Annotated in this window: 21 protein-coding genes and 1 tRNA gene; 16 read left to right on the forward strand and 6 right to left on the reverse strand. The window is 65.6% G+C overall.

Annotated elements, in window-relative coordinates; all coding sequences use genetic code 11:
• The first annotated feature begins 93 nt into the window (after nucleotides 1-93).
• The 9 genes from sucC (at nucleotide 94) to FHR22_RS13190 (ending at nucleotide 9847) form a co-directional block, all read left to right on the forward strand.
• Entirely contained in the window at nucleotides 94-1302 is a 1209-nt protein-coding gene (gene sucC, locus FHR22_RS13150; protein ID WP_166943437.1) for an ADP-forming succinate--CoA ligase subunit beta, read from the forward strand.
• Between the two features lie 231 nt (nucleotides 1303-1533).
• Complete coding sequence (locus FHR22_RS13155) at nucleotides 1534-2283, forward strand: electron transfer flavoprotein subunit beta/FixA family protein (RefSeq protein ID WP_166943440.1); 750 nt, start codon at nucleotides 1534-1536, stop codon at nucleotides 2281-2283.
• Nucleotides 2280-3209, forward strand: a complete 930-nt coding sequence (locus FHR22_RS13160; protein WP_166943443.1) for an electron transfer flavoprotein subunit alpha/FixB family protein — start codon at nucleotides 2280-2282, stop codon at nucleotides 3207-3209. Before FHR22_RS13155 ends, FHR22_RS13160 begins: the two co-directional genes overlap by 4 nt.
• A gap of 9 nt (nucleotides 3210-3218) precedes the next feature.
• On the forward strand, nucleotides 3219-4544 hold the full coding sequence (locus FHR22_RS13165; protein WP_166943446.1) for a DUF389 domain-containing protein: 1326 nt from the start codon (nucleotides 3219-3221) through the stop codon (nucleotides 4542-4544).
• A 103-nt stretch (nucleotides 4545-4647) separates the two neighbouring features.
• Nucleotides 4648-5928 carry a serine hydrolase domain-containing protein gene (locus FHR22_RS13170; RefSeq protein WP_166943449.1) on the forward strand — a complete coding sequence of 427 codons (1281 nt, stop codon included), beginning with the start codon at nucleotides 4648-4650 and terminating at the stop codon, nucleotides 5926-5928.
• Between the two features lie 52 nt (nucleotides 5929-5980).
• On the forward strand, nucleotides 5981-6973 hold the full coding sequence (locus FHR22_RS13175; protein WP_166943452.1) for a cupin-like domain-containing protein: 993 nt from the start codon (nucleotides 5981-5983) through the stop codon (nucleotides 6971-6973).
• 190 nt (nucleotides 6974-7163) lie between these two features.
• A tRNA-Gln gene (locus FHR22_RS13180) sits at nucleotides 7164-7238 on the forward strand.
• Nucleotides 7239-7698: 460 nt separating this feature from the next.
• Complete coding sequence (locus tag FHR22_RS13185; protein ID WP_208417688.1) at nucleotides 7699-8832, forward strand: slipin family protein; 1134 nt, start codon at nucleotides 7699-7701, stop codon at nucleotides 8830-8832.
• Between the two features lie 97 nt (nucleotides 8833-8929).
• Complete coding sequence (locus FHR22_RS13190) at nucleotides 8930-9847, forward strand: energy transducer TonB (protein WP_166943455.1); 918 nt, start codon at nucleotides 8930-8932, stop codon at nucleotides 9845-9847.
• Nucleotides 9848-9884: 37 nt separating this feature from the next.
• Here FHR22_RS13190 and FHR22_RS13195 read toward each other — a convergent pair whose 3' ends face one another.
• Nucleotides 9885-10718 (reverse strand): energy transducer TonB, encoded by an 834-nt coding sequence (locus FHR22_RS13195; RefSeq protein WP_166943458.1) that lies wholly within the window; start codon nucleotides 10716-10718, stop codon nucleotides 9885-9887.
• 101 nt (nucleotides 10719-10819) lie between these two features.
• On the opposite strand from FHR22_RS13195, the gene FHR22_RS13200 reads away from it, so the two are divergent.
• The 4 genes from FHR22_RS13200 to FHR22_RS13215 are packed head-to-tail and all read left to right on the forward strand — an operon-like array spanning nucleotide 10820 to nucleotide 14879.
• The gene (locus FHR22_RS13200; RefSeq protein WP_166943461.1) at nucleotides 10820-12163 is read left to right on the forward strand and encodes a phosphotransferase; all 1344 of its coding nucleotides are present in this window, start codon (nucleotides 10820-10822) and stop codon (nucleotides 12161-12163) included.
• A complete protein-coding gene (locus FHR22_RS13205) occupies nucleotides 12160-12720 on the forward strand; it encodes a glycine-rich domain-containing protein (protein WP_166943464.1) in 561 nt (186 codons plus the stop codon). The genes FHR22_RS13200 and FHR22_RS13205 overlap by 4 nt, the downstream gene beginning before the upstream one ends.
• A gap of 8 nt (nucleotides 12721-12728) precedes the next feature.
• The gene (locus tag FHR22_RS13210) at nucleotides 12729-13550 is read left to right on the forward strand and encodes a TIGR04222 domain-containing membrane protein (protein WP_166943936.1); all 822 of its coding nucleotides are present in this window, start codon (nucleotides 12729-12731) and stop codon (nucleotides 13548-13550) included.
• A gap of 39 nt (nucleotides 13551-13589) precedes the next feature.
• A complete protein-coding gene (locus FHR22_RS13215; protein WP_166943467.1) occupies nucleotides 13590-14879 on the forward strand; it encodes an acyl-CoA dehydrogenase family protein in 1290 nt (429 codons plus the stop codon).
• 19 nt (nucleotides 14880-14898) lie between these two features.
• Here the strand turns inward: FHR22_RS13215 and FHR22_RS13220 are convergent, their stop codons facing one another.
• Genes FHR22_RS13220 through FHR22_RS13230 form a run of 3 tightly spaced genes read right to left on the reverse strand, consistent with a single transcriptional unit; the run spans nucleotide 14899 to nucleotide 16299 of the window.
• Nucleotides 14899-15228: a DMT family transporter gene (locus FHR22_RS13220; protein WP_166943470.1), complete on the reverse strand. Its 330-nt coding sequence runs from the start codon at nucleotides 15226-15228 to the stop codon at nucleotides 14899-14901.
• Between the two features lie 13 nt (nucleotides 15229-15241).
• Nucleotides 15242-15553, reverse strand: a complete 312-nt coding sequence (locus FHR22_RS13225) for an alkylphosphonate utilization protein (RefSeq protein WP_166943473.1) — start codon at nucleotides 15551-15553, stop codon at nucleotides 15242-15244.
• A gap of 2 nt (nucleotides 15554-15555) precedes the next feature.
• Nucleotides 15556-16299, reverse strand: coding sequence for a class I SAM-dependent methyltransferase (locus FHR22_RS13230; protein WP_166943476.1), 744 nt, complete (start codon nucleotides 16297-16299; stop codon nucleotides 15556-15558).
• A 325-nt stretch (nucleotides 16300-16624) separates the two neighbouring features.
• On the opposite strand from FHR22_RS13230, the gene FHR22_RS13235 reads away from it, so the two are divergent.
• Nucleotides 16625-18364 carry an N-acyl-D-amino-acid deacylase family protein gene (locus FHR22_RS13235; RefSeq protein WP_166943479.1) on the forward strand — a complete coding sequence of 580 codons (1740 nt, stop codon included), beginning with the start codon at nucleotides 16625-16627 and terminating at the stop codon, nucleotides 18362-18364.
• Between the two features lie 276 nt (nucleotides 18365-18640).
• On the opposite strand, the gene FHR22_RS13240 is transcribed toward FHR22_RS13235, so the two are convergent.
• A complete protein-coding gene (locus FHR22_RS13240; RefSeq protein WP_166943938.1) occupies nucleotides 18641-20242 on the reverse strand; it encodes a hypothetical protein in 1602 nt (533 codons plus the stop codon).
• Nucleotides 20242-21528 carry a Na+/H+ antiporter NhaA gene (gene nhaA, locus FHR22_RS13245; protein ID WP_166943482.1) on the reverse strand — a complete coding sequence of 429 codons (1287 nt, stop codon included), beginning with the start codon at nucleotides 21526-21528 and terminating at the stop codon, nucleotides 20242-20244. Before nhaA ends, FHR22_RS13240 begins: the two co-directional genes overlap by 1 nt.
• 146 nt (nucleotides 21529-21674) lie before the next feature.
• Here nhaA and FHR22_RS13250 point away from each other — a divergent pair, with 146 nt between their 5' ends.
• Both FHR22_RS13250 and FHR22_RS13255 read left to right on the forward strand, forming a co-directional pair.
• Nucleotides 21675-23093 (forward strand): glycosyl transferase family protein, encoded by a 1419-nt coding sequence (locus FHR22_RS13250; protein WP_166943486.1) that lies wholly within the window; start codon nucleotides 21675-21677, stop codon nucleotides 23091-23093.
• On the forward strand, nucleotides 23090-24253 hold the full coding sequence (locus tag FHR22_RS13255; protein WP_166943489.1) for a hypothetical protein: 1164 nt from the start codon (nucleotides 23090-23092) through the stop codon (nucleotides 24251-24253). The genes FHR22_RS13250 and FHR22_RS13255 overlap by 4 nt, the downstream gene beginning before the upstream one ends.
• The last annotated feature ends 14 nt before the right edge of the window (nucleotides 24254-24267 follow it).

Consider the following 24267-nt stretch of genomic DNA (forward strand, 5'->3'; position numbering starts at 1 on the left):
TCTTGTGCTGCAGGGGTGGCGTTGCCGCCAAACTTGTGCTTAGGCGGCGCGCGTATCTCCCGCTCCCCAGAGTCGAAAGGCCCGGCAGACCTCATGAACATCCACGAATATCAGGCGAAAGAACTGCTCGCGAAATTTGGCGTCGCCGTGCCCAAGGGCATTGCCGCGATGACCGTCGAGGAAGCCGTCGCTGCGGCGAAGCAGCTTCCCGGACCCCTTTATGTCGTGAAGTCGCAGATCCACGCGGGTGGTCGCGGCAAGGGCAAGTTCAAGGAACTCGGCCCCGACGCAAAGGGCGGCGTCCGCCTCGCCAAGACCATCGAGGAAGTCGAGGCGCATGCCAAGGATATGCTCGGCAACACGCTGGTGACGATCCAGACCGGCGAGCATGGCAAGCAGGTCAACCGCCTCTACATCACCGACGGCGCCGATATTCGCCAGGAATTCTACCTCGCTTTGCTCGTCGATCGCGCCACCAGCCGCATCGCGGTCGTCGCCTCGACCGAGGGCGGCATGGACATCGAAACCGTCGCGCACGATACGCCGGAAAAAATTCACACCATCACCATCGACCCCGCCACGGGGATTCAGCCGCACCATGGCCGCAGCGTCGCCGCGGCGCTCGGCCTGTCGGGCGACCTTGCCAAGCAAGCCGCCAAGGTTCTCGGCGGCCTTTATGCCGCCTTCCTCGGCACCGATGCCGAACAGATCGAAATCAACCCGCTCGCCGTGTGCGAAGGCGCGAATGGCGACGAACTGCTCGTCCTCGACGCCAAGGTGGCGTTCGACGGCAATGCGATGTTCCGCCACAAGGACCTCGCCGAACTGCGCGACCTGACCGAGGAAGATCCGGCCGAGGTCGAGGCGTCGGAATATGACCTCGCCTACATCAAGCTCGACGGCAACATCGGCTGCATGGTCAACGGTGCCGGCCTTGCGATGTCGACGATGGACATCATCAAGCTCAACGGCGAATTCCCCGCCAACTTCCTCGACGTCGGCGGCGGCGCTTCGAAGGAAAAGGTCACCGCGGCGTTCAAGATCATCCTCAAGGACCCCGCGGTGAAGGGCATCCTCGTCAACATCTTCGGCGGCATCATGAAGTGCGACATCATCGCCGACGGCATCGTCGCGGCGGCGAAGGAAGTGAACCTGTCGGTTCCGCTCGTCGTCCGCCTCGAAGGCACGAACGTCCAGGAAGGCAAGGACATCCTCGCCAATTCGGGCCTGCCGATCGTTGCGGCCAACGATCTCGGCGATGCGGCACAGAAAATCGTCGCCGAGGTTCGCGCGGTCGCGTGATAGCTAAATCCTCTCCCCTTGGGGGAGAGGATAGGGAGACTTGGTCCGTTAGGACCTAGTCGGACTTGGTGAGGGCCAGCACCGTTTCATACCCTCACCCAGCTACGACTAGGCAGCAAGCTGCCAAGTCTGCGCATCCCTCTCCCCCAAGGGGAGAGGGTCAAGGTTGACGTTTACGTAAAGCGCAATTATGGCGCAGTGCACAATTTTTCGAGAGGAGCTTTAAAAGCCATGAAAATCCTCGTCCCCGTCAAGCGGGTGCTCGATTACAACGTCAAGCCGCGGGTCAAATCCGACGGTACCGGCGTTGACCTCGCCAATGTGAAGATGTCGATGAACCCGTTCGACGAGATCGGCGTCGAAGAAGCGATCCGCCTGAAGGAAAAGGGCGTCGCGACCGAAATCATCGCCGTCAGCGTCGGCCCGGCCAAGGCGCAGGAAACGCTCCGCACCGCGCTGGCGATGGGCGCCGACCGCGCCATTCTCGTCCAGACCGACGACGACGTCGAACCGCTTGCGCTCGCCAAGATTTTCAAGGCGATCGCCGACGCCGAACAGCCCGGCCTTGTCATCCTTGGCAAGCAGGCGATCGACGGCGACAACAACCAGACCGGCCAGATGCTGGCTGCCCTCACTGGTTGGGCGCAGGGCACGTTCGCCAGCGCGGTCAATGTCGAGGGTGATAGCGTCAATGTGACGCGCGAAGTCGACGGCGGTCTCGAAACGGTGAAGCTGAAGCTTCCCGCGATCGTCACCACCGACCTTCGCCTGAACGAACCGCGCTATGCGTCGCTGCCGAACATCATGAAGGCGAAGTCGAAGCCGCTCGATACCAAGACCCCCGCCGATTACGGCGTCGACACGGCGCCGCGCGTCAAGACGGTCAAGGTTTCCGAACCCCCCGTCCGCTCGGCCGGCGTCAAGGTCGCCGATGTCGATGAACTGGTTGCCAAGCTGAAAGCGCTGGGAGTGCACTCATGAAAACTCTGGTTTGGGTCGAACATGACGGCAGCGCCGTCAAGGACGCCACGCTCGCGGTGGTCACTGCCGCATCGAAGCTCGGCGAAGTCCATCTGCTCGTCGCTGGTTCGGGCGTCGATGCGGTTGCCAAGGAAGCCGCGCAGATCGCCGGCGTCGGCAAGGTCCATGTCGCCGACAACGCCGCTTTCGGTCATAATCTGCCCGAAAATATTGCGCCGCTCGTTGCCGAACTGATGGCCTCGCACGACGCCTTCCTCGCGCCCGCGACGACCACCGGCAAGAATGTCGCGCCGCGTGTCGCCGCTTTGCTCGACGTGATGCAGATCAGCGAAATCCTGTCGGTCGAGGGTCCGAAGAGCTTCACGCGCCCGATCTACGCCGGCAACGCGATCGCGACCGTCGAGAGCAGCGACGCGAAGCTGGTCCTCACGGTCCGCGGCACCGCGTTCGACAAGGCCGCGACCTCGGGCGGTTCGGGCAGCATCGAAGCGGTTTCGGCCGACGGTGACGCGGGCATTTCCAGCTTTGTCGGCGCCGAAATCGCCAAGCAGGATCGTCCCGAACTCACCTCGGCAAAGATCATCGTGTCGGGTGGCCGTGCGCTGGGATCGAGCGAGAAGTATGAAGAAGTCATCGTCCCGCTCGCCGACAAGCTCGGCGCCGCGCTCGGTGCTTCGCGCGCCGCGGTCGATGCGGGCTATGTCCCCAATGACTATCAGGTCGGCCAGACCGGCAAGATCGTCGCGCCGCAGGTCTATTTCGCCATCGGCATCTCGGGCGCGATCCAGCATCTCGCGGGCATGAAGGATTCGAAGACGATCGTCGCGATCAACAAGGACGAAGACGCCCCGATCTTCCAGGTCGCCGACTTCGGCCTCGTCGCCGATCTGTTCAATGCGGTTCCCGAACTGACCGGGAAGATCTAAGCGCCTTCCATGGCGGCTGATCATCCCGGGGTGCCCGGACTGGGCGACGCGCCGTTCAACGCCGGCGGTCGCCGGGCGACCCGGAACGATGACCGTGACGAAGCGGCCGAGGGTGACGACACTCTCGGCCGCTCGTTGATTCTGGCGAGCGTCGCGCGCGATGCGCGGCTCGACCGGAAGTTCCTGCTCCTCATCATATTGGCGGCAGCGATCGCGACACTCGGCCTGCTGCAAGGTTCGACCGCGGTGGTCATCGGCGCGATGCTCGTGTCGCCGCTGATGGGCCCGATCATGGGCATCGGCTTTGGCCTCGCGACGATCGAAAGCAATCTGATCCGCCGTTCGCTGGTGACGCTTGCTGCCGGGATGGCGGTCGCGATCCTCGTCGCGATGCTGATCATCTGGCTGTCGCCGGTCAAGGACGTCACCCCCGAACTGCGCGCGCGAACGCAGCCGACTTTGCTCGACCTCGGCGTCGCGGTGGTCGGCGGGATCGCGGGCGTCTATGCGATCATGCGCAAGCTGTCGGGGGTGATGGTCGGCGTTGCGATCGCGACGGCGCTGGTGCCGCCGCTCTCTACCGTCGCTTTCGGTCTGGTCACCGGCCGGATGGATTTCGCGCTTGGCGCTGCGCTCCTGTTTCTCACCAACACGCTCGCGATCGCCTTTGCCGCGACGATCGTCGCGCGGCTCAACCATTTCGGCCCTTCGTTGACCCGCCAGCACACCGCGATGCAGGTCGCGGGGATCGTCGCCGCGCTGGGCATATTGTCGATCCCGCTTGCGCTGTCGCTCAACGGCATCGCGCGCGAGGTGCGCGCGCGCAGCATCGTGCAGTCCGAACTGAACCGGTTGCTCGGCGACGGCGACCGCATCGACAGCCTGAACGTGCGGATCGAGAATGACGAGGTGGCGGTCGATGGCGTCGTGCTCGTCGACCAATATGCGGCGCGGCTCAACGACGAGCTCGCGGCCAGGATGCGCCGCGAACTCGACCGCGCGAGCCGCGTCAGCATCGTCCAGCTCAGACAACAGACCAACGCCGCGGTGCAGGTCGAGGAACAGCTCAACCGCCGCCTCGCGACGCTCGAACAGCGCGAGGAAGATAGCGCCGCGATCCTGTCGGGTCTGACCGTCGGCGAATTGCTGCCGCGCGACCGCGTATTGATCGACGCGCAGGCGCGCCGCATCGTCGTCCAGCGCGACCGCGAAGCCGAAGGCGAGCAGGTCGCGGCGGCGATCGACCGGATCATGGCGTCGGTGCAGGCCGGCTATCCGCGATGGCTGATCCAGCATGGTGAGCTGACCGCCGCGGAATCCCCCGCCCGCGAATAAGCGGCGTTGCAGACCTATTCAGCACCGGCGCGGTTGACGGAATGCTTCCGATCCCATGTGATGCGGGTTGAACCACGGCGACAGCGGGGCAGGGGAGAGCGATATGCGGGGCATGCAATGGGTATTGGCGCTGATATCGGCGGCCCCCGGCCTGCTTGTGATCGCTCCCTTGGCCTATGCGCAAACCGCGCCCGCCGAAACGCTGACGATCGACAGGACACGGATCGACGCCGCGCTCGCGGCGATGGTCGCCGACGGCCGCGCCGCGGGCACGTCGGCGCTGATCTGGCAGGACGGGCGCGAGGTCTATTTCGGCACCGCGGGCATGGCCGACCGCGACGCGAAGCGGCCGATGCGTCGTGATACGATCGCGCAAATCTATTCGATGACCAAGCCGGTGACCGGCGCCGCGCTGATGCAGCTTTGGGAGGCGGGCAAGCTCCGACTCGACGACCCGCTGTCCCGATATCTTCCCGAATATCGTGACATGCGCGTTTATGCGGGAAAGGACGCGGTGGGCCAGCCACGCTATGTCCCCGCCGCGCGGCCGATCACCGTGCGCGATATCATGCGCCATACGGCGGGTTTCGCCTATGGCGCGGGGCCGACGCCCGTGCATGACGCCTATGTTGCCGCTGACCCGCTTGCGCTCACGAACACGCTTGCCGAGGCAAGCCGTCGTCTCGCTGCCCTGCCGTTGCTGTTCCAGCCGGGGTCGCAATGGGAATATAGCAGCGCGGTCGATGTGCAGGCGGCGCTGATCGAGAAACTCTCGGGCCAACCGTTCGCGACCTATGTCCGCGACCATATTTTCGAACCGCTGGGGATGCATGAGACCGCGTGGCGCCAGCCCGCCGCGCGGTTGCCGCGCTTCGCGGCGATGAATGTGAAGACGGACGGCAAGCTGGTCCAGCAACCCGCGGCCGCCGCGCAAAAGCTCAATTTTGAGGACCATGCACTGACCCCCGGTGGCTTCGGCCTCGCCTCGACGCTCGACGACTACCAGCGTTTCGCGCGCATGCTCCTGAACGAAGGCGAATTGGGCGGCGTCCGCATCCTCAAATCCTCGACCGTGCGGCTGATGGCGACCGACCAGCTCGACCCCGCTATCACCCAGCGCGCGTGGCTGCCGGGCAAGGGCGCCGTCGGATTCGGTCTCGACTTTGCGGTCCGCAAGGCGCCGCCACAAACGCCGCAGGAAAATCGCGGCGCGACCGGCGAATTCTTCTGGGACGGCATGGCGTCGACCTTGTTCTGGGTCGATCCCGCCAACCGGCTGACGGCGGTTTTCTTCGTCCAGACGATTCCCTATGACGGCACGCTCCACCACGATTTACGCGCGGCGGTCTATGGGCCGGACTATAAAGAACCGCCGGGCGACTAAGGCGTCATTCACCTGTCATAATCATGTTCTTGGGCGGTCGGGGAGGTCCTTGATGTCGCAGTCCGATAAACGCACCCTGATCGCCGAAGGCCTCGCGGCCGGCGACGACGATGCGGGGCTGCACGCGCGGCTGGTCGCTGCGGGCGTGTCGGCGGCGGCGGCGAAATATGAGGTCGACCGGCTGGCGAAGGATCCGATGGCGGCGACGCTGCGCCGGCAGGCGGCGCGGATGGCGAAGCAAAGCTGGCTGCTCGCCAATCAGGAACGGCTGGCGCGCGAGGCCGATGGCGGCTTCGCACTCGACACCCTCGATGCGCCGGGTCGCGATTCGTTCTACCGTCATTATTACGAAGCGAACCGGCCGGCGAAGCTGACCGGCATCGCCGACCATTGGCCCGCACTGACGCGCTGGTCGCTCGATCATTTCGCGCGCGTTGCGGGCGATGCCATCGTCGAAGCGCAGGTCGAGCGTGAACGCGATCCCGATTACGAAGTCGCGAAAGACGACCACCGCCGCTCGGTCCGCTTCGGTGAACTCATCGACTGGCTGCGCGTCGATGCGGCGAGCAACGACGTCTATCTCACCGCCTATAACAGCAGCGCCAATGCCGCGCCGCTGGCGCCGCTGTGGGACGATCTGGCGCCGATCGCGTTGCTCGACGGCACGCGGGTACGCGACGGTTTCTTCTGGCTGGGACCGCGCGGGACGCTGACCCCCTGGCATCACGACCTCACCAACAATCTGCTGGTGCAGGTGATCGGCCGCAAGCGGGTGCGGATGGCGCCGCCCTGGGCGTTTGCGCGGATGCGCAACAGCCGCCACTGCTTCTCCGACTGGGGCAATGAGGCACTGGCGGCCGGCCATGGTGATTCGGCCGTACCGCCGGTACTCGAAACAGTCATCGGCCCCGGCGAGGCGATATTTCTGCCCGTCGGCTGGTGGCATCAGATCGAAGCGCTCGACCTGTCGGCAAGCATGAGCTTCACCAGCTTTTGCCGGCCCAATGCCCATGTCGAGGATTATGCATCCTGGGGCGCATTATAGGCGGCATCCCATATAAAATCTTCTTTATATGTCACTTTTTACTTGCGCGATATTTTGACCGGGCCTAACGGCGCCCTCCCCCGGCCAGTCGGCGGGGCGGACATCGACGGATCGGGGTTTCGCGAAGCCCGCCCGCATCGACCGGCTCTGCCGGTTCGCTGTACGGATGCCGCCACGTTTGGCCAGGTTTGCGGATGTAGCTCAGCGGGAGAGCGCCGGTCTTTGGGACCGGAGGTCGCAGGTTCGAATCCTGTCGTCTGCTCCATTGGTTAGCTCAGTGGGAGAGCACAAGGTTTAGGTCCTTGGTGTCGCGGGTTCGAATCCTGCACCAAACCGGTCCTTTGCACGACCAGCAGCCTGATAAGCTGTAACAGTCTCGAAACTGTCTTTGCAATTAATGGGTTCGGGGACTGGCTTGCCGAAGAGAAGGCGCCACTGTCCGGCCAATGCCTTAGGGCTGCGGTCAGGCGCTGGCGCCCATCCAACGCGGTGCTGGAAAGCCAGACAGGCGATGAAGGCCGCGCTGCGTTGGCACCGGGTACCGGGTTTTTCGAACCCCACCGCCCCGTGTCGGCGCGGCAACGTCCCCTCGCGCCCTGTCCGCTTGCCATCATGCCGCCAGTCCCCGCGCCTTTGGGTTCGGGGGAATAAGCAACTGCAACAACGAAAGGAAATCGGCGTGCCGTAACGCAGGTTTGAGAATGGTGAATGAAATGATGAAGCAAATGATCGATAGCCTGATGGGCCGCAAGCGCGTGCTCATCGATGAAACCGAACGGGCGGTCTGGCTCTACAAGGGTGAGGTCCGCGGCATCCTGGGCGCCGGCGAACATGTGCTGAAGAACCGCGACGGTTCGCTGCGCATCGAACGCCAGGCGCTCGCCCGGATGATGTTCGTGTCGGCCTATGAGCAAGCGGTGCTCGACAAGCTGCCGGCCGATGTGGCGACGCATCTGACGGTGGTTCGCACGGCCGAGAATGAGATTGCTGTCATCGAACGCGATGGAATCATCAACACCATTCTTGGTCCGGACGCCAAGCTGATCATGTGGAGCGATGCGGGTCCGTGGAAGGCGCGCATCGTCGATATCGTCGATCAGCTACGGGTCGAACCGAAGCTGCTTCAGCGTCTGCAAAAGACGGACCGGATGCAGTTTGTTTCGGTGATCGAGGTCGGCGAGGGCAAGACCGCGCTCGTCAGCATCGATGGCCGCCTGACCGATCGGCTCGAACCGGGCGTCTATGGTTACTGGAACCCGGGTCGCAAGATCAGCGCGAAGCTGGTTGATCTGACCCGCCAGGCGCTCGACGTCACGGGGCAGGAAGTCCTGACCCGCGACCGGGTGACGCTGCGGATCAACATCAGCGCGGACTACCGTGTTGCCGATCCGCTGCTCGCGGTCACGAGCGTGAAGGACTTCGCCGATGCGCTCTACCGGGCGCTTCAGCTGGCCTTCCGCAAGACGATCGGCGCGCTGACGCTCGACCAGATCCTCGAAAAGAAGGGATTGGTCGATGCCGAGGCGGCGGACAAGGTCCGCGCCGATATGGCGATGATCGGGGTCGAGGTTTCGGACATTTCGCTCAAGGATGTGATCCTGCCGGGCGAGATGCGCGAAATCCTGAACCAGGTCGTTGCGGTGCAGAAGGAGGCGGAGGCGAATGTCATCCGCCGGCGTGAGGAAACGAACGCGACGCGCTCGCTGCTCAACACGGCGAAGGTCATGGCCGAAAACCCGGTCATGCTCCGCCTGAAGGAGCTCGAGGCGCTGGAAAGCATCGCGGGCAAGGTCGAGCGGCTGACGGTGACCAACGGTACCGAAGGCCTGCTCAACGACCTCGTGCGCCTGCGCGACTGAGCCTCGCGCCAGAGACGGGAAGGGGCCGGTGCAAGCCGGCCCCTTTTTTGCCCGGCGATGCGCTGGACAAAGCGGAATGCCGCGATAATCTAAACATATGAAAATGGGGGCAGGGCTGCGCCGTTTCGTGATTATGCTGGGGCTGGCGTCATGCGCTGCCGCTCCGGCCGCCGTTCTGGCGAAGGAGCCGCTGCGGCTGGCGCCTTCGTCCAAATGGCACGTCAACTATGGCAAGGACAGTTGCCGGCTGGCGCGATCGTTCGGAACGGAAGACGACCAGATCCTGCTGACGCTCGACCGGTTCCAGCCGGGGCCGATGGTCTATCTGACCCTGATCGGCAGGCCGGTCAGCGTTCGCTGTGCGGCACGCGAGGTGACGCTTCAGTTCGGCCCCGTGGAGCCGAAGCAGGAGCGATCCTTCTCGGTCGGCAGTCTGAGCGGCGGAAAGCCCGCGGTGATCGTCGATCGTTCATTGCTGCTGGTCGACGGCGGCCCCGAATGGGAGGCCACCGACACGGCCAAGCCGCCCGAGGAGCGCGGCCGCAAGCTCCCCTTTATCGATCCGGCGCGCTATGCGAGCGTGACCTATCTGGCGGTGGACATCCGCGGCAAGCGCCCGCTGATACTCGAGACGGGATCGATCGTCGCGGCGGAAACCGCGCTGGCGGCGTGCACCGACGATCTGCTCAGCGGCTGGGGTATCGACGTCGCGGCGCACCGGGGACTTTCTCGCATCGCGACCCCCAAAGACAGTCCGGGCGACTGGCTGACGAGCAATGATTATCCCATGGCGATGCTCCACGGCGGCAATCAGGCGAATGTCGATTTCCGGCTGATCGTCGATGAAATGGGAAAGCCCAAAAGCTGTCACATCCAGCAGTCGACCCGCCCCGAGGCGTTCGATAGCGCGGTGTGCAAGGGAATCATGCGCCGCGCCACGTTCGAACCGGCGCTCGATGCCGGCGGAAAACCGGTCGCATCCTATTATCTGAACCGGGTGCGATTCCGGATGTGACCGCTCGGCAATGGTCGAGGTCGCGACCTCCGGCCGGCTATCGCGGCACTCGCCAGCGTACCCGGTTCGAATAGGAACTGGCGACCGGCTCCCCGTTGGCATCGAGCGCCGGAGCGAAGCGGGCCCGCATCTTGACCAGTTGGCAGGTCGTTTCGTCGAGGATCGCGAAGCCGGAGCTCGATATGATCTCGCAGTTCGTTACCGACCCCATTCGGTCGACCGCGAGACGAAATCCGGCGTCGCCTTCGAACATCCTTTTGCGTGCGCTGGGAGGATAGTCGTCGTCTGTTACCCAGCGGCCCGGATTGCCGAGCGGCTCGAGCTCACGCTTGTAGGCGCGTCGCGCGGCGGCATCCTCGCCTTTCGCCTGCGCGACCTGATCCTGGCAGGTGCGCAACGCGGTAAAGGCCCTTTTGGCGCCTTGCCAAATCATCCTCCCGTCGAAACCGGCCTCGCCGCCGATCTGGACAATCTGATCGTCGACCAGAATATCGGGGAAGGAAAGGGCCTTCTCGGTCGTCCAGCGCAGGACGCGCTGGCGCCCGTCGATCGTGGCTTCGAGCATCGCATGATATTTATGCGGCATCCCATCGCCGAGAGCGAAGGCGATGGCCCCGTTCCTGCCCGCCGCGAGCGCGGTCTCGCTGCCGAGCTTGAAGCTGTGCAACGTCGAATAGAGATTGGGCTGGACCTGCAGCACCAGCCGCTGGCCATTCGCTTCGAAGGGACGAAGCAAGGTGCATTGATCGGGCTGCTGGTCGAGCTGCCAAGGCCCCGCCGGCTGCCAGGCGGCGGGTTCCGCCGCGATCGCAAGCGAGGCGAGGCCGCCGCTCGCGAGCATCAACGCGGACCGGAAACAAGAACGTATCATCGCTGTGTCTTTCTGTTGCGCCGCAGTGCTATCATGGCTGCGGAGGGGACAGAAGGCGATTGGGTCTTGCGGCGCAGAAAAATACTTAGCAAGGTTAAGTAATGACCGATCTGACCGAACCGCTTTCCGCCTTCATGACCCGCGTTGCCGGCCCCGGTGCGCTTATCGGCCTCGCCCGGCTGTCGGGCGGGGCGAATATGGAAAGCTGGGCGTTCGACTGGGCGGGCGCAGGGGGGAGCGACGCCTATGTCCTGCGCCGTGCGCCGTCGGCGGAATTCATGGAAGGGCGGCCGTACGGCCATGCCGACGAAGCCGCGCTGGTGATGGCGGCGCATGGCGCGGGGGTGAAGGCGCCCGAGGTCGTCGGCGTGCTCGCCGATGGCGACGGCATGGGGACCGGCTACGTGATGCGGCGCGTGATCGCAGAGGTGAACCCGGCGAAGATTCTTGCCGCACCGCCGCCGTCGCTGATCGCCGATCTTGGCCGCGAACTCGCACATATTCACGCGGTCCCCGCCGAAACCATCCCGGCGGCGATCCCGCAGATGGACACCGCCGCCGCTCTTGCCGAATTGAAAGCGCGCTTCCTTTCCTACGGCGGCGACCGGCCCGCCATCGCGCTTGCGATCAAATGGTGCGAGGATCATCTGCCGGTGCCCGCCGACCCGGTGCTCGTCCATGGCGATTATCGCATGGGCAATATCATGGCCGATGGCGATGGATTGGCCGTCGTGCTCGATTGGGAACTCGCGCATCGCGGCGACGCGCATGAGGATCTCGCTTTCGGCTGCATGACCGTGTGGCGCTTCGGGCAGCTCGACAAGCCCGCCTTCGGGGTCGGCAGTCTCGAGGATTATTTCGCCGCCTATGAAGCGGCGGGCGGCGCCCCGGTCGACCGGACGCGCTTTCACTTCTGGCTCGTCTATCGCACCTTGTGGTGGGCGCTTGGTTGCCTGCAGATGGGGCAGGCGTGGCGCAGCGGCGCCGATACGACGGTCGAGCGCGTCGTCATCGGGCGGCGTACTGCCGAACAGGAACTCGACCTCTTGCTGCTGCTCGAGGCCCAAGCACCCGAGGCCGAGCGGATGCGCGCGCTGCCACCGTCGCCGCCCGCCTTGCCGCAAGCCGTCGGCGAGCCGGCAACGCGCGAAATGGTGCAGGCGGTGCGCGACTGGCTGAACGATGCGATCAAGCCCGCCGCCGAGGGCCATCACAAGTTCCAGGTCGCGGTCGCGATGAACGCGCTCGGTATCGCGATGCGCGACCTTGATGCGAATGTGCGTGCCGAAGACAAGACGCTTGCCGGCGCCTTGCTGTCGGGCACGAAAACGCTCGCCGACCCGGGGCTCCTCGCGGCGCTGCGCCGCGCCGCGCTCGCCAAGCTCGCGGTCGACAGCCCCAAATATGCGGCGCTCGCCCATGCGCGCGCCCTTTGGGGCGGATGACCGCCGATGATCATCCGCTGTGGCAGAGGCTCGCCGGCTATCGTGTCGGTCCCGATGATGCCGCCTTTTCCTTCGCGGCGCGGCTCGCGCGCGAAAATGGCTGGAGCGCGGCGCAGGCGGAACGGGTGATGGACGAATATCGCCGCTTCCTTTTCCTGGCCGCGGTTACGGGCCACCCGGTCACGCCGTCCGATGCGGTCGACCAGGCATGGCATCTCCACCTGACCTACAGCCGCGATTATTGGGACCGGCTGTGCGCGAGCGTGCTCGGCAAGCCGCTGCACCACGGGCCGACCGCGGGCGGCAGCGACGAACAGCACCGCTATTTCGCGCAATATGCCGATACGCTCGCCAGCTACGAACGCTGGTTTGGCGCCGTCCCGCCCGCCGACATCTGGCCCGGCGCGCATCGGCGGCTGGTCGTCGACCCGCGCGCGGTGCGCGTCGGGCTCGCCGACCATTGGGTGGTGCGCAAAGCCACGCTGCGGCGTGGCGCCCTCGCGGCCGTTGTGATAGCTATAGCATTGATCTCGCTTTGGTTCTTTACCGGACGATAGGAGGGGTGATGGAAAATCCGCTGAACTGGCATGGCCCGGCGTTCCTGTTTCTCTATGCCGCGCTGTTCGTCGCCGCGCTGTTCGTATCGGCGATCCTGTCGCGGCGGTTCCGCCCGTCGGGGCGGCCGGGCGCGGCATCCGACGACGACACGCTGGCCTTTCTCGCGGGGCAAAGGCCGCGGCTGGTCGAGACGGCCGTGGCGCGGCTACTCGCGTCGGGCGCGCTGGTGATCCAGGGTGGCGAGCGTTTTCTGCGCGGCGCCGGGACGGGCGGCGGTGGGCTCGATCGCGCTCTGCTGGCGGTGCCGATGCCGGCGAGCTGGGACGATTTCGCGACGGCAGCCAAGCCGCATGCCGAGGCGGTCGAACGCCGGCTGATCGCCAGCGGGCTGCTGATGGATCGCGGCGCGGCGCGGCGTCTGGGGTTGATTGCCGCCTTGCCGTTCATCGGCCTGTTCCTGTTCGGGATCGCCAAGCTGCTGATCGGCCTGTCGCGCGACAAACCTGTCGGCATATTGATCGTCTTTTTGGTCATTACCTTCGTCGTCATCCTGATCCGGACCTTCGCCGTCGACCGGCGCACCGACGGCGCGGTGGAGGCGATCGCGTCGGCGCGGGTGCGCCACGAACGGCTGCGCCGCGCACCGACGGTCGATGAGACGGGGCGCGCGGTCGCGCTGTTCGGAACGACGGTGCTCGCGGGATCAGCCTTCGCCGCGCTCCACCAGATGCGCGCGCAAAGCGACAGCGGCTCGGGCGGTAGCGATGGGGGTGGATGCGGCGGCGGCGGTGGAGGAGGCTGCGGTGGCTGTGGAGGCAGCGGCGGCTGACGGGCGCCCGGAACGATATTTCATGATGGAGAGAGATTGATGGATTTTGCGATGCCCGCCGACCTGCAGGCGTATCTGGATGAACTCGACGCGTTCATCGAAGCCGAGATCAAGCCGCTCGAACTGGCCGACGACAATATCCGCTTCTTCGACCATCGCCGCGAGCATGCGCGCACCGACTGGGACAATCAGGGGCTGCCGCGCCACGACTGGGAGCAGTTGCTGAAGCAGGCGACGCGCAAGGCCGATGCGGCCGGGCACTGGCGTTTTTCGGCGCCGAAGAAATATGGCGGCAAGGACGGCAGCAACCTGTGGATGGCGGTGATCCGCGAACATTTCGCCGCGAAAGGCCTCGGGCTCCACAACGACCTGCAGAACGAACATAGCATCGTCGGCAATTTCCCTTTCGTCGAGATGTTCGAACAGTTCGCGACGAGCGAGGAGCAGAAGCAGGAGTTCATCCTCGGCGGCTTCGAGGGCAAGCGCCGCACCGCCTTCGGACTGACCGAGCCCGACCATGGATCGGATGCCACCCACATGGAAACGCGCGCGGTGCGTGAAACGCGGGACGGCGTCGATGGCTGGCTGATCAACGGACGCAAGATGTGGATCACCGGCATGCATGTCGCCAGCCACTGCGCGACTTTCTGCCGGACCAGCGGCAACGACGGCGACGCGAAGGGCATTTCGTGCCTGCTCGTGCCCACCGGCACCCCGGGGATGACGGTCGACGAATATATGTGGACCTTCAACATGCCGACCGATCATCCGCGCATGACCTTCACCGACGTCTGGGTGCCCGACAGCGCGCGGCTCGGCCCGGTCGACGGCGGGCTGTCGATCGCGCAAAGCTTCGTCCACCAGAACCGCATCCGGCAGGCGGCGTCATCCTTGGGCGCCGCGGTCTTCTGCATCGAGGAAAGCGTGAAATATGCGCGCGAGCGCAAGCCGTTCGGCGAGGCGCTGGCGAAGAACCAGGCGATCCAGTTCCCGCTCGTCGAACTGGCGACACAGGCCGAAATGCTGCGCCTGTTGATCCGCAAGACCGCGTGGGAAATGGACAATATGCCGCATAAGGAGGTCGAGCATCGTCTGTCCGACCGCGTCAGCATGTGCAATTACTGGGCGAACCGCCTGTGCTGCGAAGCCGCCGACCGCGCGATGCAGGTGCATGGCGGCATCGGCTATTCACGCCACAAACCGTTCGAGCATATCTATCGCCACCACCGCCGCTACCGCATCACCGAAGGCGCGGAAGAGATACAGATGCGCAAGGTGGGGGCGTATCTGTTCGGCTATCTGGGGCCACGCAAGGGCCTGTTCAGCTGACGATCGCGGCGGCCGCTCGTCAATGAGCGGCCGTCTTCGACCAGATGTTCATCACCGCAACCCCCGCGACGATCAGCGCCATGCCGATCATCGCGGGCGCGTCGAGACGCTGGCCCTGAAAGACCCACGCGACGGTGGCGATCAGCACGATCCCGACCCCCGACCAGATCGCATAGGCGATGCCGGTGGGGATATCGCGCAGCGCCAGCGACAGGAAATAAAAGGCGACAATATAGCCCGCCGCCATGATCAGCGAGGGGCCGATATTGCGGAAGCCTTCCGACTGCTTGAGGAACGAGGTCGCGATCACTTCGGCGACGATCGCAATGCCGAGGTAGAGATAGTGCAAGGCGGCCTCCCCTCTAACGCTTGCGCACGAATTCGGCGCGCAGCACCAGCCCCTTGATGCCGTCGTGGCGGCAGTCGATCTCCTGATCGTCGCCGGTCAGGCGGATCGACTTGATCACGGTGCCGACCTTCAGCGTCTGCCCGGCGCCCTTGACGGTCAGGTCCTTGACCAGCACCACCGAATCGCCATCGGTCAGCAGGTTGCCGACGGCGTCGCGAACCTCCGGCCCTGCCGCGGCAACTGCCGCCCGCTCGCGCGCATCGACGGCGGACAGCCATTCGCCGCTCGCCTCGTCATAGATATAATCCTCGTCGTCGCTGGTCATGGTCACGGCTTCCGGAAACGCAGCGCGAACTGGTCGGTCTTGCCGCGAATGGCGGCGTCGAAGACGTTGGCGGTGCGCGGGTCGTCGGTATGTTTGTAGAGGTCGCTTTCCCCGTCGAGCGTGAAGCCCGCCTTGGTCAGCGCCGCGACCACCGCCGCCTTGTCGATGCGGTGCAGGCTGTCGGACAGCGTCGTGCCCGTGCCGTCGGCGGCGCTATGATCGACGACGACCAGCGTGCCGCCCGGCTTCAGCGCCGCGAACAGCGCCGCGCTGGCCTTGTCGCCGGTCCCGGCGGGGAAGGGCTTCAGATACAGGTCGTGGAAATTCTGTACCGTGATGATCGTGTCGAGCGGCACCGGAAAGGCGGGTGCGGCGAACGGCCCGGCGACTGCATCGACATTGGCATAGGCGGCGTCGACCGCGGCCTGATCGTCGCCATATTGTTTCTTGAACGCGATGAATTCGGTGGGCTGGAAAGCATAGACGCGCCCCGCGGGTCCGACCGCGGCAGCGAGCAGGCGGGTGACATAGCCGCCGCCCATGACGAAATCGCCGACCTGTTGGCCGGGCGCCACCCGCGCAAAGGCGAGCAGCTCGGCGGGCCTCCGCGTTGCATCGCGTTCGCGGTCGGCGGCGGGACGCGCCGGATCGGCGAGCGCGGCGCTATAGTCGGGCGTGGTCGTCGGCGCTGCGGCGAGCGGGCCGGCGATGGCAAGGAGGATGGCAAGGCTGAGCGAGCGGATCATGGCGGCGACTCCCGTTGATGGTCCGGTCACCATAGCCTGTTGCCGGATTGCAGGCGCGCTTATTTGCTCCGCGTAATTTTGCTTTCTTCGTCACCCCGGACCTGATCCGGGGTCCCGCTTTCCCATAGTGTTTAGAGACGGAAGTACGCCTGCCCAATCCAGCCTGCGTCAATATCATCTCTTCATGCTCTTAAGCCGCAAAGGACACAAAAAAGATGCGCACATGCGGGTCTTTTGTGGCTTTAAGGCCTTCGGTCCAAAGGCCTTGGCATATCCCGAATCCATGATAGGTTTCTTCGTGAAACTAAAAATCGGGAGAGCGGACATGCATGATCTGGTGATTCGCGGCGGCACGGTCGTCGATGGTTCGGGCGGAACGCCCTTTGTCGCAGACGTCGCGGTCGACGGGGACCGCATCGTCGCGGTCGGCGAAAATCTCGGCGCCGGGCGCGAGGAGATTGACGCCAGCGGCAAGATCGTCACCCCCGGCTTCGTCGACGTCCACACCCATTATGACGGCCAGGCGACGTGGGATGCCGAAATGGCGCCGTCGAGCTGGCACGGCGTCACCACCGTCGTGATGGGCAATTGCGGCGTCGGCTTTGCGCCTGCCAAGCCCGACCGCCATGAATGGCTGATCAGCCTCATGGAAGGTGTCGAGGATATTCCCGGCACCGCGCTGGCCGAGGGCATGTCATGGGATTGGGAGACTTTTCCCGAATATATGGATGCGCTGGAGCAATTGCCGCGCACCGTCGATGTCGCCTGCCATGTCCCCCACGGCGCGGTGCGCGCCTATGTGCTCGGCGACCGTGAAAAGCCTGGCGCAATCCCGACCGACGCCGACATCGCCGAAATGTCGCGCATCGTCGAGGAAGGCGTGCGCGCTGGGGCCCTCGGTTTCTCGACCAGCCGCACCGTGCTCCACAAATCGATCGACGGCGAACTTGTCCCCGGCACCACCGCTACGCCTGAGGAACTGATCGCGATCGGTCGCGCGATGGGGCGTGTCGGCTATGGCGTGTTCGAAATGGCGAGCGACATGAAGCGCGAATGGAACGAGTTCCAGTGGATGGGCGATTTGAGCCGCGAAACTGGGCTGCCAGTGACCTTCGCCGCGCTTCAGTCGATCGCCAAGGAACTGCCGCTCGAAGAACAGATTGCCGAAATGCGCAAGCAGAATAGGGCCGGCGCGAACATCGTGGCGCAGATCGCGCTGCGCGGCAACGGCGTCATCATGGCGTGGCAGGGCACGGTGCATCCGTTCCGTTTCAAGCCGGCGTGGAGCGAGATCATCGACCTGCCCTGGGCCGGGCAGCTCGCGAAATTGAAGGACCCTGCATTCAAAAAGCGCATGGTCGAAGAAGCCAATATCTGGCCCGAAAGCGACATCCTCGATTTTCTCAAGATCGTCGCCGAAGGCTGGCCGGTTCATTTCGAAATGGACCCCGACTTCAACTATGAGCCCAGGATGGATGAAAGTATCATGGCGCGCGCGGTTGCCGCCGGGATGAGCCCGGCCGAATATGCCTATGACCTGCTGATGAAGGACGACGGCAAGGGTTTCATCTATTTCCCGATCCTCAACTACCGCGACGGCAACCTCAATTTCCTCGAGGATCTCCAGGCGTCGGACGACACCGTGAACAGCCTGTCCGACGGCGGCGCGCATTGCGGGACGATCTGCGACGCCGCCTCGCCGACTTTCATGCTCCAGCATTGGGTCCGCGACCGCGCGGGAGCCCGCGTCGCGCTCGAACATGCGATCAAGCGTCAGTGCCGCGATACCGCGATCCTCTATGGGCTCGAGGATCGCGGCGTGCTTGCGCCGGGCTATCTCGCCGATCTCAACGTCATCGACATGGAGGCGATCAAGCTTGGCAAGCCGTGGCTCGCCTTCGACCTGCCCGCGGGTGGCAAGCGGCTGCTTCAAAAGGCCGATGGCTATATCGCGACGGTGAAGTCGGGCGAGGTCACCTTCCGCGATGGCGCGATGCAGGGTCCGACACCGGGCGGCGTCATCCGCGGGCCGCAGCGCGTCGAAATGGCGATGGCGGCGGAGTAAGCCGAACCTCCATTTCGTTTGTGCGGAGCTTGTCGAAGTACCGTTCTTTTCTTTGGAAGGAAAAGGTGATCATCGACTGTTTTCGGCGGTTAGTTGCCGTCCCGTCCATCGTCACCCCGGACTTGATCCGGGGGCCCGCTTAACCTCGAAAACCGTCGGCGCCCTCAAAAAAAAGCGGGATCCCGGGTCAAGCCCGGGATGACGAAGGTGAGTGGAGCTCATGGCAGTTTCCCACCCCAAGGCAGACATCCTGCTTTTGGGTTCGGTCGCGCCGCCTCACGGGGCGAGCAGGTCGGCCGGCAAGGTCGGCTCGCCGAGGATCAGTGCCATGCGCCGCCAGATTTCGTCGCGGTCGGGATTGCCGCGCTCGATGAAGGCGCGCACCATCTCCTCGCCGATGCCATAGTTGATCACATAGCTGCGATACTGGTCGGTAAAGGCGACCGACTGTTCGGCGCGCTGGGGTGAGAAGAGCAGATATTTCTGCGTCAGCGCGACCGCGGCCGGCCGGTCGATCTGCCCGTCGAGATATTGCTGCGCGATCGTCAGCCGCGCGCCCTGCAACGCCTTCATCGCATCGGTGAGCTGCCAGTAACGGTCGTCGGCCGGCGGGGTGATTTCGGCGAGCGGCATCAGCACGTCGCGCTCGGTGTCGGGGCGCGTGCGGTCGGGGAAGGCCAGGTCGATGCCGTAATTGGCCGTGCCCTCGGCGATCAGGCTCTGCGGGCTGTAGAGCGGATAGACGCTGAACTCCTTCCAGCCGCGGCCCTTCACCAACTGCTCCTCAAGCTTCATGTTGAGCAGGTGATGGCCGGGATACCCCTCGTGACAGCCGAGGTCGAGCGCGCGCGACAGGCGGATCGGCAGGTCGGTGTTGACCTGGATGATGCTGTGATAGCCGCCTTGGTAATAATTATAGCCGCTCCAGCTCTTGCCGGTGACGAACTGCAGTTTGAAGCTTTCCTCCTGCGGCATTGCGACATGCGTCGCGGTGCGCCCGCGGCAGCGAGCGATCGCGGCGTCGAACACTTTCTGCAATCGCTCCTTCGGAATGGTGAAGCGGTCGAGATAGGCCTCGACGCGGGTGGCGAGATCGCCGGGTCCGGGAACCAATGCATCGATCGCGGCGAGTTGCGCATCATAACTCGCCAGCGGCTTGAGTTCGGGGCGAACGCCGAACAGCCGCTCGGCCTCTTCGGCAAAGGGAAAGCGCGTGCCGTCCATCATCATCAGCCGCGTTTCGGCGGCGCGCAGCTGGGCCAGCAGAAAGGCGGCGCGGCGCTTTTCGATCGGGTCCGCAAGATCGGGTACGACGCCATCGAGCTTCGCCGTCAGCTGCCGCGCCGCCGCCAGCAGCGCGGCCTTGTCGCGCGGCGCCTTGATCGCAGCGTCGAGCAGGCTCGGCGGACCGTAATAGGCGTCGATATAGCCCTTCTCGTGCGTCCCGATCTCCAGGCTCAGCAGCACATAGGCGGTGGCGGCGGCATCGATCGTCTGCGCCGCGAACAGCGCGGCGGCGGGATCGGCCGTCTCTGCCGGGGCGGGCCAGGCTCCCGCGCCCGTTGTATCTGCCAGCCCCGAAGCGGGAGCGGCGGGCATCGAATCCGGCGCCGGCATCGCGCTCGCACCCGATACCACTTCGAGCCGCCGCACGTCGATTGCAGGGATATCCTTCGCGGCCTTCGTCGTCAGCGCGGGGGGCGGCGAAGCATCGGGTTCTGCCGGTGACGCTGCTGGCGGCGGCGCATGGTCCGTTCCGCGCTGCTGCGTCTTGCGTTGCTCGACGATGCGCTTCATTTCGGGATCGAGCGAATAGCAGCCCGCAAGCGTGACGCCGGCCATCAGCGACATCGTGATTGTTCGTTGCCACCGGGTCATCATGCTCGTTCCATCTCGCTCGCTTCGGACGTATCGCCGACGTCGCCGTCGCTCAGGATCTCGGCCGCGAACCGGTTTTCGACCCGGTCGTAATCGCGGTGGCGCGGTGCGAAGCGCAGCACGGCAAAGCCCATCAGCGCGGCGACCAGCGATCCCGCGAGAATGCCGATCTTCGCTTCCTCGACGCGCAGTGCGTCACCCGGGAAAGCGAGCCCGCCGATGAACAGGCTCATCGTGAAGCCGATCCCGCACAGGAGCGCCACGCCATAGATTTGCGGCCAGGTCGCGCCGGCCGGCTTGCCCGCAATGCCCAGCTTGACGCTCAGCCACACGCTGCCGAAAATGCCCAACTGCTTGCCGATGAACAGCCCCGCCGCGATGCCGAGCGGCAAGGGCGCAAAGACCTCTGCGGCGGTCAGGCCGCCGACATCGACCCCGGCGTTGGCGAAACCGAACAGCGGCACGATCGCAAAGGCGACCCACGGGTGCAGCCCATGTTCGAGGCGGTGGAGCGGCGAGGTGGCGCTGTCGGGCGCTCCGGGCGTGCGATCGAACGGGATCGTCATCGCCGCAAGCACCCCGGCGATCGTCGCATGCACCCCCGACAAGAGCATCGCATACCAGAGCAGGGCGAACATCAGCAGATAGACGGCCAGGCTGCGCACGCCGAGCCGGTTGATTGCGAACATCGCGCCGACGATCGCGGCGGCGGCGGCGAGCGCGAGCAGGTTCAGCTTCGCGGTATAGAAAAGCGCGATGATCGCGACCGCTCCCATGTCGTCGACGATCGCGACGGTGACGAGGAAAAGCTTCAGCGACGTCGGCGCGCGCTTGCCGAGCAGCGCGAGCACCCCCATTGCAAAGGCGATGTCGGTCGCGGCCGGTATCGCCCAACCCTGCGCGAGGCCGGGCGTTGTGCCGGCCAGCGCCAGGTAGAGCGCGGCGGGGACGGCCATGCCCGCGGCCGCAGCGATGAAGGGCAGCCGCCGCTGGTCCGGCCTCGCGAGCCGCCCGTCGACGAACTCGCGCCTGATTTCGAGCCCGACGAGCAGGAAAAAGACCGCCATCAGCCCGTCGTTGATCCACAGATGGACGGTCATCGGCCCGAGCTTGTCGGTCAATACCGGCCCGGTCACGGCATGAAGGAAATGAAGATAGGTTTCGCCATAGGCCGAATTCGCAACAATCATCGCCAATATGGCTGCAAAAATCAGCAGCATGCCGCCGGCGCTCTCGCTTTCAAGAAAGTCGCGGAGGGCCGATCGGGGGCCGGAATCGCTGGACATAGGGCTGGGCGGACCTGCTCGCTCTGGAAAAATCGCAGGCTCTAGTAGCGCGACGCCGCGCGAGCGTCACCCTTTACAAAAGGCTTTGCATCATTAACCAAGATCGCCCGATGGCGGGGGCCACTGGATGGGGTGGGGCGAGCGGGATGGACCTGTGGACCGCATGGCTGGAATGGCTGGTGCGCAGCGCCGGTCACGAACTGATGCTGTTCGCGTCGGTCGGTATCCTGCTGATCGGGCTCGACGACCTGCTTTTCGATGCGCTGTGGCTCGCGACGCGGGGCGAGCGGCTTGCCGACCGGCCCGCGGTATCGCGGCTCGACGGGGCCATCGCCATCTTCTTGCCGGCGTGGAAGGAAGCCGAGGTTCTGCCGTCGACGCTGCGGCGCGCGCTGACCGCGTGGGGCGGCGAGGATTTCCGGCTTTATGTCGGATGCTATCCCAATGATGCGGCGACGCTGTTCGCGTTATCGCCGCTGATCGCCCGCGACCCGCGGCTTCGCCTGGTGATCGGCGAGAGCGATGGACCGACGACCAAAGGCGATAATCTCAACCGGCTGTGGACAGCGCTTTGCGAGGACGAGCGCGCGGAGGGGCGGCGCTTTGCCGCAATCGTGCTGCACGACGCCGAGGATCATGTCCACCCCGAGGAACTCGATCTCTATCGCCGCCATCTCGGCGCTTATGCGATGGTGCAAATTCCGGTGGTGCCGATCTTGGGGCACGGGGGGCAATGGGTTTCCGGCCATTATGGCGACGAATTTGCCGAAGCGCATGGCAAGGAACTCGTGCTCCGCTCGCGGCTCGGCCTGCCGATCCCCTCGGCGGGGGTCGGCTGTGCACTCACCCGGAACGCATTGGCGCTGCTGGCGCTGGACCGGGGCGGCGAGCCCTTTCGCGCCGACAGCCTGACCGAGGATTATGAGATTGGCATGCTGATGGCGCATCATGGCCTCGCCGCGCGCTTCGTCGATGCGACGGGCATGGCGGGCGGGCGCATCGTGTCGCGCGGCAGCTTCCCGCATCAGGTCGACGCCGCGGTAAAGCAAAAATCGCGCTGGATCACGGGCATCGCGCTGGCGGGATGGGATCATCTCGGCTGGCTCGGTCGCGCCCGGCGCGATGCGCCCGCGATGCGCATCTGGCTGATGCGCTGGATGCTGTGGCGCGACCGGCGCGCGCCGCTGACCGCGATCATCCTGCTCGCCGCCTATGCCGCGCTGATGCTGGCGGCTTTCGGTTCGGCGAGCGAACTGCTGCTCGGCTGGCCCCCCGCTGCCGACGATCCGGCGATGGCGTTGCTGCTCGGTCTCAACGCGATGCTGCTTTTCTGGCGGCTCGGGATGCGCGGATATTTCACCGCACGTTGCTACGGCTGGCGGCAGGGCGTGTTCGCATTTCCGCGCGCCTTCATGGCCAATATCATCGCGATGCTCGCGGCACGCCGCGCCGTCATGCTTTATTGCCGGATGCTCCGGTCGGGCAGGGTCGAGTGGGAAAAGACCGAGCATCGCGAAGATGATTTCGCGCTCGAAAGCGAGGCGTCGCCGGTGACCGCGCGGTGACGATCGCCCGACATGCCAAGCCGCGGTCGCTCCACGCCGCGCCGGCCCTCCGCTTCCTGGCGCTGTTTCTGGGCGCGTGGGTGGCGGTTCGTGTCGCGGCGGTCTGGAATCCGGTAGTTCCGCCGCCGCCGACCATCGAAGCGCCATGGGTCATCGCGTCGCCCTTCGCGGCTGCGCCGATGGCGCCCGCCAGCGAGAGACGCACCGGCAGCGCAGGTGCCGCGCAAGGCGCGGCGCTCGCGGCGGCGCCGTCCCCATCACCGGCGGCGACTTCGGCCCGGCCGCCCGATGATCCGTCGCCGGTCGGGGGCCCTGCCGCGAATATGGCGCCTGACAGCCGCGCCGCCGCCGATCGCCACAGCCTTCGCCTCGCGCTGATGGCGCGGCTCTTGCCTGCGCCGCTCGCCGGACAGGCGCGAACCGCGCTCCCCGCGGGCGGTGCCGCCTGGTGGCCGGTCCCCGCCGCGGCACGCGCCGAGCCCGGCCACGCCAAACCCTTCTGGATGCAGCGGCAGCTTGCAGGCTGGTCGCTCGGCGGCTGGCTTTACCTGCGCCGGGGCGACGGGGCGCCCGGCGGGATCGCCTCGCCGGGGCAGCTCGGCGGCAGCCAGGCGGGGCTGCGGCTCGCTTACGGCCTCGACGAAAGCGGCCGGATGCGCGCCTATGGCCGCGCGACGATGGCGGTACAGCAACCGCGCCAGCGCGAACTCGCGCTGGGCCTCACCTACGCCCCGGTCGCGCGCTGGCCGGTCGATGTCTCGATCGAACGGCGGATTGCCGCCGGTCCCGAGGGGCGCAGCGCGATGGCGGCGATGGTCAGCGGCGGGGTGAGCAGCGTCGCGTTGCCCGGTGGGTTCCGGCTCGACGCCTATGGCCAGGCCGGCGTTGTCGGCCTGCGCCGCCGCGATGGCTTCGTCGATGGTGCGATGGTGGTCGATCGCCGGCTGGGCGATGATGAAGCCGCGCCGCTGCGGCTCGGCGCGCTCGCGGCGGGGGCGGCGCAGCCGGGCGCGGCGCGGGTCGACATCGGCCCGCGGTTGACTCTCCGCCTCCCTGACGTTGGCGAAGGCGGCCGGATCGCGCTCGACTGGCGGCAACGCGTGGCGGGCGACGCGGCACCCGAAAGCGGTGTCGCTCTGACGCTGGCCGCCGACTTCTGAATTTCGCCGAAATA

Source organism: Sphingopyxis panaciterrae (assembly GCF_011762125.1).
In the GTDB taxonomy this organism is placed as follows: Bacteria; Pseudomonadota; Alphaproteobacteria; order Sphingomonadales; family Sphingomonadaceae; genus Sphingopyxis; species Sphingopyxis panaciterrae.

What these genes read in the sequence shown, in the direction of transcription:
- FHR22_RS13175 (WP_166943452.1), top strand. Translation starts at nt 5,981, where the DNA reads ATGTCGCAGTCCGATAAACGCACCCTGATCGCCGAAGGCCTCGCGGCC.
- FHR22_RS13190 (WP_166943455.1), top strand. Translation starts at nt 8,930, where the DNA reads ATGAAAATGGGGGCAGGGCTGCGCCGTTTCGTGATTATGCTGGGGCTG.
- nhaA (WP_166943482.1), bottom strand. Translation starts at nt 21,528, where the DNA reads ATGTCCAGCGATTCCGGCCCCCGATCGGCCCTCCGCGACTTTCTTGAA.
- FHR22_RS13215 (WP_166943467.1), top strand. Translation starts at nt 13,590, where the DNA reads ATGGATTTTGCGATGCCCGCCGACCTGCAGGCGTATCTGGATGAACTC.
- sucC (WP_166943437.1), top strand. Translation starts at nt 94, where the DNA reads ATGAACATCCACGAATATCAGGCGAAAGAACTGCTCGCGAAATTTGGC.
- FHR22_RS13240 (WP_166943938.1), bottom strand. Translation starts at nt 20,242, where the DNA reads ATGACCCGGTGGCAACGAACAATCACGATGTCGCTGATGGCCGGCGTC.
- FHR22_RS13185 (WP_208417688.1), top strand. Translation starts at nt 7,699, where the DNA reads ATGATCGATAGCCTGATGGGCCGCAAGCGCGTGCTCATCGATGAAACC.
- FHR22_RS13250 (WP_166943486.1), top strand. Translation starts at nt 21,675, where the DNA reads ATGGACCTGTGGACCGCATGGCTGGAATGGCTGGTGCGCAGCGCCGGT.
- FHR22_RS13170 (WP_166943449.1), top strand. Translation starts at nt 4,648, where the DNA reads ATGCGGGGCATGCAATGGGTATTGGCGCTGATATCGGCGGCCCCCGGC.
- FHR22_RS13200 (WP_166943461.1), top strand. Translation starts at nt 10,820, where the DNA reads ATGACCGATCTGACCGAACCGCTTTCCGCCTTCATGACCCGCGTTGCC.
- FHR22_RS13160 (WP_166943443.1), top strand. Translation starts at nt 2,280, where the DNA reads ATGAAAACTCTGGTTTGGGTCGAACATGACGGCAGCGCCGTCAAGGAC.
- FHR22_RS13235 (WP_166943479.1), top strand. Translation starts at nt 16,625, where the DNA reads ATGCATGATCTGGTGATTCGCGGCGGCACGGTCGTCGATGGTTCGGGC.
- FHR22_RS13230 (WP_166943476.1), bottom strand. Translation starts at nt 16,299, where the DNA reads ATGATCCGCTCGCTCAGCCTTGCCATCCTCCTTGCCATCGCCGGCCCG.
- FHR22_RS13165 (WP_166943446.1), top strand. Translation starts at nt 3,219, where the DNA reads ATGGCGGCTGATCATCCCGGGGTGCCCGGACTGGGCGACGCGCCGTTC.
- FHR22_RS13205 (WP_166943464.1), top strand. Translation starts at nt 12,160, where the DNA reads ATGACCGCCGATGATCATCCGCTGTGGCAGAGGCTCGCCGGCTATCGT.
- FHR22_RS13210 (WP_166943936.1), top strand. Translation starts at nt 12,729, where the DNA reads ATGGAAAATCCGCTGAACTGGCATGGCCCGGCGTTCCTGTTTCTCTAT.
- FHR22_RS13225 (WP_166943473.1), bottom strand. Translation starts at nt 15,553, where the DNA reads ATGACCAGCGACGACGAGGATTATATCTATGACGAGGCGAGCGGCGAA.
- FHR22_RS13195 (WP_166943458.1), bottom strand. Translation starts at nt 10,718, where the DNA reads ATGATACGTTCTTGTTTCCGGTCCGCGTTGATGCTCGCGAGCGGCGGC.
- FHR22_RS13155 (WP_166943440.1), top strand. Translation starts at nt 1,534, where the DNA reads ATGAAAATCCTCGTCCCCGTCAAGCGGGTGCTCGATTACAACGTCAAG.